This window comes from Streptomyces sp. NPDC007095 (genome assembly GCF_040634475.1).
Lineage (GTDB): Bacteria > Actinomycetota > Actinomycetes > Streptomycetales > Streptomycetaceae > Streptomyces.
Map to the genome: position 1 here is coordinate 38232 of NZ_JBEYFS010000076.1, position 9747 is coordinate 47978.

Sequence of the window (9747 nt, forward strand, 5' to 3'; positions counted from 1 at the left end):
ATATGCGTAACCTTCTCGCTACGCAAACGCACCATGGCAGCTCGATCACGCTGCCCACCGGGGTGGTCCAATGTGGCACGCCTCCGCCAGCAGTGAATCGAACCATACGGGGAGGAAGAGTGGCAGGCTCCGCACGACCGACTGCTCATTCGGCGGTTCGCGTCCGGAATCATCACCGGACCGCGGTTTTGCTTCTGGCCCTGGCCGTGCTCACGGTCACAACCGGTTGTTCCTCGGGCAGCAATGATGCCAGTCCGAAGCAGTCGGCCACCCCGTCGGCAACGCAGTCAGTCGATCCCAATGCCGCGGAGAAAACGGCGGTCCTCGACACCTACCGCAACATGTGGAAGGCACGAAACCGGACGTACGCCACGGCGAAGCTCGACTCGAAGCTCGAGGACTACGCCGGCAACAAGGCGCTGTCCAACATCAAGGCGACGCTTATCTATTACCAGGACCACGGCACGGTGTTGAAGGGCGAGCCCGTTAACTCGCCTGAGATCACCGGTATCGACACCGCAGCGAAGCCGATGAAGGCGACCATCGCTGACTGCGTGGACACCAGTCACTACGACGAAGTGAACGTGAAGACAGGCAAGAAGGTCCCGGTCGGGACGGCGCCCGTCCGGGTGGTGTACAACGCGACCGCGATCAACTCGAACGGCAAGTGGATCATCTGGACGACCGAAATCGACCGGGGGCGCACATGCTGAGAGCACGTCGTACAACCTCCTTAGGGACGCTGGTCCTTGTCCTGCTGGGCGCTTCGGCCGGCGTCGCGGCAGCCGGGGGCCCGGGAGGCGGCGTGGACTGCCCCCCGGACCAGCTGAAATGCGACATCACCGCCCAGGACCCTGGTTCACCCGCAGGCAGCAAACCGTCCGGTTCCGGCACGACGAGCGGCGGGAAGCGTGTCTGCGGGGTCCGCGGTCAGACGGTCCCGTGTTCGAGGCCCGGCATGGGCAACTTCAACTCGGCAGACGGCTGCTATTGGCTACTCATGAACCCGCAGCCCGATCCGGCCAGAGCGCGGCTGGCGACTGGCGTGCCCGCCGACTGGAAGCCGGGTGACAAAGGCGCGTTTTACAACGTCACCTGCCCGGGGAACCCGTTGGCGGGCGGCACGGTGTACTCGGCAACCGACCCGACCGCCGCAGCCGTCGACCCGGCCCAGCTGGCCCAACAAGCCGTGAAACAGATGACCCTTCTGGGCCCGGAGATCGGCATAACTCCCAAACCAGGTGGCAAAGGCGTTGTCGGCATGCCGGTCTACCTATGGGACACGAAGTCAGCGGAGACGTACGGCCCACAGAGCAAGAGCGCCTCGGCGGGCGCTGTCACCGTCACCGCGACCGCCCACGTCACGAAGATCGTGTGGACGATGGGCGACGGCAACACCGTCACCTGCACCACCGCCGGAACCCCGTACAAGGCGGCATACGGAAAGCAGCCCTCCCCGGACTGCGGCCACCGCTACGAACAGCCGTCCTCCGCCCAGTCCTCGGGCAAGTACCACGTCACAGCGACCTCCACCTGGACGATCGACTGGCAGGGCGGCGGGCAGACCGGCCAGCTCACCGAGATCCGTAACAGCGCCGTGGACGTCACGGTGGCCGAGGTCCAGGTCCTCAACAACTGACTGGCCACGCGTCCCTCGAACCCCTGGAAGGCCCCACCGTCATGGAAACCCCCGCCGCGCCGGCAGTGCCGCGTCCGCAAGGCACGGCAGTCCGCCCCGAGATCCCGATCACCACGACCCCACCGGTCAAGCGGGAGCGCCGTTGGTCGGTAGCCGCCCTGTGCATTGTGCTTGCGGTAGTCGCAGCGCTGGGCGCGGCGGCGGCCGTCAACTCAGCGAGCGACCGTACGAAGGTGCTGGCCGTCGCCCGTGACGTGCCAGCCGGACAGGCCCTGACAGCGGCGGATGTGACCGTGGCCGAGGTCTCCACTGACTCCGCCCTGTCCCCATTGCAGGCATCCGCCAAGGCCTCCGTGGTCGGCAAGCGGACGGCCGTAGACCTGCGCAAGGGCGGACTGCTTCTCGCCTCGCAGCTTGCAGCGGGCACCGGTCTGGGTGACACCAGGCAGCAGGTGGGCGTCCTGGTCAAACGCGGCCAGGCCCCGGCCGGAACCCTAGCCCCTGGCGACAAGGTCCTCGCCGTCACCACTCCGGCTCAGGGCGATAACACCAACACGAAGGACGACGCGGCAGCCCCGTCCTCGATCAACGCGGTTGTCGTGTCGCTGTCCCGTCCGGACGCCACCGGGTCCGTCGTCGTGAACCTTGCCGTCGCCACCACCGACGGCCCTGTCCTGGCCACCCGCGCCTCCCAGGGGCGCATCGCGCTGGTCCGTGAACCGCGGAGCACCTGACATGCCCGTCACCTGTATCGCCTCCGCGAAGTCCTGTGGCGTCACCACCGCGGCGCTCGCTCTCACCCTGGCCTCCAGCCGTCCGTCGCTGCTCGCCGAGTGCGACCCGGCCGGCGGCACCATCCGGGCCGGGCTGCTGCGGGGCCAGATCAGTGCCGGATACGGCCTCTACCACCTGGCGGCCGCCGACCGCGTCGGACCGGTCGAGCTGGCCCAGGCGTTCGCGTCGCACCTGTGGCCGCTGGACGGCCAGTCTGGCCACCGCAAGGTGCTGCCCGGGCTGACCGATCCGGCCCAGGCCGGATCCCTGAGCCGTACCTGGCCCGCCCTCGCTGACGTCCTGCACGTTATGGCCGACTCCGCCGGCCACGACGTGTTCGTTGACGCCGGGCGCCTGGCCCTGGAATCCGGGCACCTGCACCCCACTCTCACCCCGGCGCCGCTCCTGCACCGAGCCGACCTCGTGCTGCTTGCCGTCCGTGGCACCGAGCAGGGCCTCACCCTGGCCCGCCACCTGATGCGGCCCCTGCGCGCCGAACTCGACGAGCACGGTTCCGGATCCGACGCGCTCGGCCTGCTCCTCATCGAGGACGGACCGTTCCGCTCGCACCAGGTCGCCGAGGCCCTCGAGGCCCCAGTACTGGCATCGTTGCCGTGGGACCCGGAGACTGCCGCCTACCTCACCTCCGGCGGGAAGCCGCCGCGCGGCTTCGCCCGCAGCCCGCTGCTGCGCTACGCCCGCACCGCCACCGAGCAGTTCGAGGCGCTCGCCGCTCGCCGCCAGATTCAGCAGCACTACCCCAGCGCGCCGGCCCACCCGCAGCTCGCGGGCCTCCTGGACCGGCTGGCCCAGCGGGGAGGCGGCCGTGGCTGACACGCACCAGCGCGCCGGCGTCAACGGGCAGATTCCCCCGCCGATGGGCCGCGACGACATCGCCCATCTGCTCACCGGAAAGCTCGGCGACCGGCGGCCCGCTCCACCCACGGCTCCTACCGCGGCTGCGCCGCCCGCGGTGCCCGGCGGCACCGTCAGTCCCACGGCCGTTCCCCGGCTGGCCGGACTGCCGACGGAACTCCTGCCGGTCGGCTGGGAGGTCATCGAAGCCCTTCAGGCCGACGTGTCCGCCGAGCTGAGCAGGAAGGACCCCGAGCGCACCCTGGCCGAGCCGGACCGGCGCGCCCTGGCCCGCTCGCTCGCCAACACCGCCGTCGCTGACTGGGCCGCCAAATACGCGCAGGGCAACACCCCGCTGACTCAGGACGAGGAAGGCCGCATCGCCACCGCGGTCTACGACGCCATGTTCCGCGGCGGACGCCTGCAGTCTCTCCTCGACGAGGACGGCGTCGAAGACGTCATGGTCGACGGTTTGACTGCGCACGTGGAGTACTACGACCGCCCGCGTCGCACGATCGACAAGGTCGCCGACTCCCACGACGAGCTCATCACGTGGGTCAATCGGATGGCCCGCCAGTCCGGCCAGGGTGAGCGTGCCCTGACGCAGGCGACGCCGATGGTCGGCTTCCGGATGCCCGACGGCTCCCGTGTCACCGCGAGCCTGCTCACCAGCCGCCCCTCGGTCGTCATCCGCAAGCACCGCATCCGCCAGCACGGCATCGGCGAGCTCGTGCAGTGGCGGTCGATCAACCCGCTGCTGGAGCGGTTCCTCACCGCGTGTGTCCAGGCGCGGATGAACGTCCTCGTGGTCGGCGACATGGGCGCCGGCAAGACCAGCCTGCTGCGCGCCCTGGGCCGGGAAATCCCGCCCGCCGAACGGCTGGTGACCCTCGAATCCGACCGCGAGCTGTACCTGGACGAGCCCGGCCCGAAGCCCGGCCCGGTGACTTTCGCCTTCGAAGCCCGCCAGTCCAACGGTGAACGCAGCACGGGTGACCGTCTCGCCGGGGAGGTCAGCATCGCGGACATGTTCGCGACGGCGCTGCGCTACAACGCCACCCGCGTCATCGTCGGCGAGGTCCGCTCCACCGAGATCGTGCCCATGCTGCAGGCGATGTCCGCCGGCGGTTCCGGGTCGATGTGCACCATGCACGTGCGCCGCCCGCATGCCATCGTCTCCCGCCTGGTGCAGTTGTGCACCGAGGCCGGCATGGCCACCGAGGCCGCCCATCACCTCATCGCCTCCGCGATCGACGTCGTTGTCTACCTCACCTACCTCGACGAAACCGGTGTCGGCGGCCGCAAGCACCGCTTCGTCTCCCACATCTACGAGATTCACGACGTCGTCGGCGAGGCCGGACGGCCCACCACCACCGAGCTGTTCGCCCCGGGCGGTGGCGACCCGCGCGCGATCTACCAGAACATGCCGTCCTTCATCGACGAACTGGAGCGCACCGGCCTGATCGCCCGCTCGTGGCTTGCCGAGAACCCGCACGGCTGGTGGGGAGAGCCCCTGCAGACGGTGGGACGACGATGACCGGCCGCCACCTTGTCCCGTACCGGATCACACCGCCCCGGAGAGACCAGTGACAACGTCTCAGCTCGCCCTGGTCGCGGCCTGCTGCGCCGTGCTGGCAGTCATCGCCGCGATCGCCACCGCCCGCGAACTTCGCGGCCGCATCCCCGACCCCGTCAAACCGCCCTCCCGCATCGCCGCCCGGATGCGCCGTGCCAAGGCCGAACTGCCCGAGAGCTGGCAGCGCCGCTGGCGCCACCTGGTCATCACAGCCGCCGTCGTCACCCTGCTGGTATGGGCGTACACGGGCTGGCCCGTGCACGGCCTGCTCGCCGGCGCTGCCGTCCTTGGTCTGCCCTTCGTGCTGCACCCAGGCGGCGCCGCACAGGCCCGCATCGAACGCCTTGAAGCGCTTGCTCAGTGGCTCAACCACCTCGCCGGCGTCCACACCGCGGGTATCTCGCTGACCCAGACCGTTCGGGCGTCGGCGAAGAATGCACCCGGCCCGATCGCGGGCAACGTGCAACGCCTGGCCGACCGGCTGCGCACTGGCATGGACGCCCATCTCGCGTTCGCGATGTTCGCGGACGAGCTCGCCGACGGCGTCTCCGACCACGTCGTGCTGCTCTTCCAGAGCCACGCCGTCTACAAGGGCCCCGGCCTGGCCGACGCTCTCGAAGCGCTCGCGGTGACCATCCACCAGCAGGCCGCCGACGCCCGCGACGTCGAAGCCGACCGCGCCTCCGTCCGCAAGTCCTCCCGCCAGGTCTCCCTCGTCATCTGCATCGTCGTCCTGGGCTGCATGCTCAACAACGCCTGGTCCGGCTGGTATGCCAGCCCGGTTGGACAGGTCGCGCTGATTGTCCTGGGCGGCCTGTTCGCGTGGACGCTGTCGTGGCTGCGCCGTATCGCCCGCACAAAGCCCGACCCGCGCCTGCTCGACCCGCTGCCCTCCCACCTGGCTGTCCTGGAAGGGGAGACACGATGATCCCCATGAACGCGGTGCTGCCCGCGGCCGCAGCGGGCGTGATGATCGGCCTCGCCGTACGCGCCGCCCTGCCCACCAAGCCGGACCTGGCCAGCGTCCTGGAGCGCCTCGACGCCGCCCACTTCACCAATGCCATGCCCGTCGCCGCGCCGCCCGGTGCGCGCGGCGTGCCGGAGCGGGTCGGCGCCCGGCTGCTCGACGAGTTCGGCGTCCGTATCCGCCTGCCGCTCAGCGACCTCAGACTGCTGCGGATCTCTCCGGCCGAACACCTCGGCAAGCGGGTCCTGTTCGCCCTGTACGGGCTGCTCGCCCCCCAGCTGCTGCAGGCGATGCTCGCCTTCGCCGGCACACCGTTCCCGTTCGCCATCCCGGCCGGCGTCTCGCTGCTGCTCGGTGCGCTGTTCTGGTTCAGCCCAGGGCAGGACGTCAAGCGCGACGCGGCCGCTGCCCGCCTCATCGTGCGGCATGCGGCCGCCTCGTATCTCGAGCGTGTCGCGCTGGCCCGGGTCGCCAACAGCGGCGCCGGGCAGGCGCTGACCCAGACCGCCGAGGTCGGCGACGGCTGGATCTTCCAGCGGATGCGTCAGGTCTTCGACCACGCCGAGCTCGCCGGCGTTACCCCGTGGGACGCCCTCAAGCAGCTCGGCGAGGAACTCGACATCCCCGAACTGACCCGGCCCGCCGACACCCTGGCCCTGGCCGGAGACGGCGCCGCCGTCTACACCACCCTGCAGTCCCAGGCCCGCCAGCTGCGCATCGCACTGCTGTCCGACGCCAAAGCACAGGCCAACGAGGCCTCCGCGGCGATGGTCCTCCCGGTCACCCTCGCCGTGATCCTCATGCTGGCCTTCGTCATGATCCCGATCGTCAACACGATCCTCGCCAGCTGACCTGGCGACCGAAGGAGACCAACCCCTCATGGACATCCAGCTCCTCACCGTATGGATCCGCGCCCGCGCCGAGCAGCTGCGCACCGCCCGCGACAGAGGTGCCACCAGCACCGAACTCGCCGTCCTCGCCGGCGCCCTGCTCGTCGGCGCGGGCCTGCTCGTCGCGGCCATCCGCGCCAAACTCCTGGAAAAGATCGGCATCATCAACGGCGGCTGACCACACGCGACCAGACACCACACCGACGACGACCGAGGGGGAAACGGTGGCAAGCCGATCACGGCACCTCAAGGCCATCCGCGCACGCATCCGCCGCAGGGACGACGGCGTGCTGGGCCTCGAACTGGCCACCCTGGCCCTCGTGGTGCTCGCGCTCGCCTTCACCACCATCCAGGTCGGCCTGTACTACCACGCCCGCAAGGTCGCCCAGTCCGCCGCACGGCAAGGCGTGGACGCCGGACGGCAGTTCGGCGCCGGCGAAGGCGACGGCGTGAGTCAGGCCCAGGAATACCTCGCCCGCTTCGGCGGCTCCGTGAAAGACGCCCAGGTCTCGGCAAGCGGCAGCACCGCCCAGCAGATCCGCATCACCGTCACCGGTGACGTTGCCACTCTGGTCCCCGGCCTCACGCTGCACGTCACCCAGCACGCCGACGGACCGGTCGAACGCTGGACCAACCCGTGACGCGCCCCCGCCTGCTCCGATGGCTGCGCCAGGACCGGGGCAGCTACGCACTGGAGACCGCGGTCCTCGCACCCGTCCTGATCATCATCCTCGGCCTCATGATCGCTTTCGGCCGGGTCACCGATGCGAAGGGCGCGGTCGACGCCGCTGCCCACGCGGCAGCCCGTGCCGCCTCCCTCGAGCGCGACGCCGGCACCGCGCAGACGGCAGCCCAGGAAGCGGTCACCCGCAGCCTCGACGGCGACGGCGTCACCTGCCAGACCTCCAGCGTTGCCATCGACACCTCCGGCTACGCCACCGCCGTCGGCGAAGCCGCCACGGTCACCGCGACGATCTCGTGCACCGCGAACCTGTCCGACATCGGCGTGCCCGGCCTGCCCGGAGCCAAGACGATCACCGCGTCCTGGACCAGCCCGATCGACACCTACAGGGCCCGCTAGTGATCTTGATTGCTGTGCTGAGGAGCCGTCTCGCCGCGCTGCGTGCGCGCCGCGACGACGGCTCGATGTCGTTGTTCTTCGCCGTGACCACCGTGGGACTGCTGATGGTCATGGGCCTGCTCGTCGACGGCGGCGGGGCACTCAACGCCTCCAACCGCGCGGAATCCCTCGCCCAGGAGGCCGCCCGCACTGCCGGACAGCAACTCGACCCCGCCCAGGCGATCGAGGGCACCGCCATCACCATCGACCCGGACGCCGCCCAGGCCGCCGCCCAGGACTACCTCGCCGCCGCCGGCGTGCAAGGCGACGTCCAGATCACCGACGACGGACAGACCATGACGGTCACCGTCCACGACACCTACAACACCTACTTCGCGCAGCTGATCGGCAAGGGAACCATCAACGTGACCGGCACCGCGACCGCACATCTGCAGACCCAGGCTGGAGGCTGAGCCCCACCATGGCCTACCGAACCCCCGGCCCCCTGCGCACCGTCGGCGCCGTGGGGCGCGCGCTGCTCGGCCTCGCCCTGCTCGTTGCCCTGCTCGTCGGCACCCCGTACGTGCTGCTGCTCGTCGGCACGCAGCCCACCGACCTGTCCGGCGGCATCGACGTCCTGCTCCGCCCGGACGACGGCACCCTCTTCTTCACCGCCATCACCTGCATCGGCTGGGTGGCCTGGGCCGCGTTCACCTTCTCGGTGGCCCTGGAGGTCGTCGCCGTCGCGCGGCGCCGCTCCGCCCCGCGCCTGCGCGGCCTGGGCGGCCTGCAGTCCATGGCCTCGTTCCTCGTCGGCGGGATCGTGCTCCTTGCGCCGACCGCCGCCTCCGCGGCGACCTCGGCGCCCGCCCACGCGGTGACCGCCACCCAGACGGCCAGCACCAGCACCAGCACGGCCAGCGCCACGTCCTCCCCGTCCCCATCGGCCGAGAGCACCAACGGCCCGACACACACCGTCAGCTCGTCCACCGAGCTGCCATGGGACCTGGCGGAGAAGTACCTCGGCAGCGGACAACGATGGCAGGACATCGCCGCCCTCAACCCCGACACCCCTGGCCTCGCCGCCGGCGACCAGTACCTACCCAAGGGCGCGGTCATCACGCTGCCCTCCGATGCCGTCCCTGCCACACCATCCGTCAGCCCAGACAGCACGCAGGCGGGAGGCGACCGGACACAACTCAATAGGAGTGCTCCGGATGCCGACGGCGAGCGCGGGGCGACCGTCACGGTACAGCCCGGCGACTATTTGTCGGAGATCGCCCAGAAGGAGCTCGGCGACGGTGCTGAGTGGCCGAAGCTCTTCGAAGCCAGCCAGGGCAAACCCCAGCCGCACGGCCTGCCAGAGATCACCAACCCGGATGTGATCTACCCGGGCCAGCAGGTCACCGTGCCCGGCGCACAAGGCGAGCGGCACGAGAAGCCCGCCCAGGGCGAGAGCGCCGGCACGTCGAGCACCCCGCCGAGCACCAAAGCTCCCCGCAGCGGGCACAAGCCCGGCGCCGACCACACAGACACGCAGGTTCCCGCGCCAAGCCAGTCCACCGCGCCCGCACCACAGACATCCGCGCCCAGCACACCGTCCAGCCGTCCCACACACCAGCCTGGCCAGGAGCACGGGGCCGGACCCGCGGCGCCGCGCCCCAGCGCGAGCGCCCCCGAATCGGCGACCGCCGAGCCGTCCGCATCCGATGCTCCCTCCCCCACGGCTACGGCACCCCAGGAACCCGCCTCATCCCCGGCAAGCGGCACACTGCAGCTGCGTACCGTCCTCGGCGCCGGCGCGCTCCTGGCGGCCGCGGTCACCGGGGCGCTCGCGCTGCGTCGGCTCCTGCAGCGCCGTCGCCGCAAGCCGGGCGAGAAGATCGCGATCACGTCCGAGATCTCCCCAGCGGAGGCGGAAGGACCCCGCGTTCCTCAGGATGATGAGCGACCTGAAGATCCCGTACACCGCCTTCCTGAGCAACT

Annotated in this window: 11 protein-coding genes and 1 pseudogene; all 12 read left to right on the top strand. The window is 70.4% G+C overall.

Features of this window, described 5'->3' with window-relative positions; translation table 11 throughout:
• The first annotated feature begins 119 nt into the window (after positions 1-119).
• On the top strand, positions 120-713 hold the full coding sequence (locus ABZ656_RS25545; RefSeq protein WP_318274020.1) for a hypothetical protein: 594 nt from the start codon (positions 120-122) through the stop codon (positions 711-713).
• A 287-nt stretch (positions 714-1000) separates the two neighbouring features.
• Positions 1001-1639: a hypothetical protein gene (locus tag ABZ656_RS25550; protein ID WP_060898287.1), complete on the top strand. Its 639-nt coding sequence runs from the start codon at positions 1001-1003 to the stop codon at positions 1637-1639.
• A gap of 41 nt (positions 1640-1680) precedes the next feature.
• The gene (locus ABZ656_RS25555; protein ID WP_060898285.1) at positions 1681-2373 is read left to right on the top strand and encodes an SAF domain-containing protein; all 693 of its coding nucleotides are present in this window, start codon (positions 1681-1683) and stop codon (positions 2371-2373) included.
• Between the two features lies 1 nt (position 2374).
• Positions 2375-3247, top strand: coding sequence for a hypothetical protein (locus tag ABZ656_RS25560; protein ID WP_060898284.1), 873 nt, complete (start codon positions 2375-2377; stop codon positions 3245-3247).
• Positions 3240-4805, top strand: a complete 1566-nt coding sequence (locus tag ABZ656_RS25565) for a CpaF/VirB11 family protein (protein ID WP_360270714.1) — start codon at positions 3240-3242, stop codon at positions 4803-4805. The genes ABZ656_RS25560 and ABZ656_RS25565 overlap by 8 nt, the downstream gene beginning before the upstream one ends.
• A gap of 49 nt (positions 4806-4854) precedes the next feature.
• The gene (locus ABZ656_RS25570) at positions 4855-5772 is read left to right on the top strand and encodes a type II secretion system F family protein (protein ID WP_360270716.1); all 918 of its coding nucleotides are present in this window, start codon (positions 4855-4857) and stop codon (positions 5770-5772) included.
• A complete protein-coding gene (locus tag ABZ656_RS25575; RefSeq protein ID WP_360270718.1) occupies positions 5769-6662 on the top strand; it encodes a type II secretion system F family protein in 894 nt (297 codons plus the stop codon). The genes ABZ656_RS25570 and ABZ656_RS25575 overlap by 4 nt, the downstream gene beginning before the upstream one ends.
• Before the next feature lie 28 nt (positions 6663-6690).
• The gene (locus ABZ656_RS25580; protein WP_095849699.1) at positions 6691-6879 is read left to right on the top strand and encodes a hypothetical protein; all 189 of its coding nucleotides are present in this window, start codon (positions 6691-6693) and stop codon (positions 6877-6879) included.
• Between the two features lie 46 nt (positions 6880-6925).
• Complete coding sequence (locus ABZ656_RS25585) at positions 6926-7342, top strand: TadE family protein (RefSeq protein WP_360270720.1); 417 nt, start codon at positions 6926-6928, stop codon at positions 7340-7342.
• The gene (locus ABZ656_RS25590; RefSeq protein ID WP_360270722.1) at positions 7339-7782 is read left to right on the top strand and encodes a TadE/TadG family type IV pilus assembly protein; all 444 of its coding nucleotides are present in this window, start codon (positions 7339-7341) and stop codon (positions 7780-7782) included. The genes ABZ656_RS25585 and ABZ656_RS25590 overlap by 4 nt, the downstream gene beginning before the upstream one ends.
• 14 nt (positions 7783-7796) lie before the next feature.
• A complete protein-coding gene (locus ABZ656_RS25595; protein ID WP_266639184.1) occupies positions 7797-8234 on the top strand; it encodes a pilus assembly protein TadG-related protein in 438 nt (145 codons plus the stop codon).
• An 8-nt stretch (positions 8235-8242) separates the two neighbouring features.
• Positions 8243-9747: pseudogene (locus tag ABZ656_RS25600) on the top strand (hypothetical protein); the annotation flags it as partial.

What these genes read in the sequence shown, in the direction of transcription:
- ABZ656_RS25575 (WP_360270718.1), top strand. Translation starts at nt 5,769, where the DNA reads ATGATCCCCATGAACGCGGTGCTGCCCGCGGCCGCAGCGGGCGTGATG.
- ABZ656_RS25580 (WP_095849699.1), top strand. Translation starts at nt 6,691, where the DNA reads ATGGACATCCAGCTCCTCACCGTATGGATCCGCGCCCGCGCCGAGCAG.
- ABZ656_RS25555 (WP_060898285.1), top strand. Translation starts at nt 1,681, where the DNA reads ATGGAAACCCCCGCCGCGCCGGCAGTGCCGCGTCCGCAAGGCACGGCA.
- ABZ656_RS25550 (WP_060898287.1), top strand. Translation starts at nt 1,001, where the DNA reads ATGAACCCGCAGCCCGATCCGGCCAGAGCGCGGCTGGCGACTGGCGTG.
- ABZ656_RS25560 (WP_060898284.1), top strand. Translation starts at nt 2,375, where the DNA reads ATGCCCGTCACCTGTATCGCCTCCGCGAAGTCCTGTGGCGTCACCACC.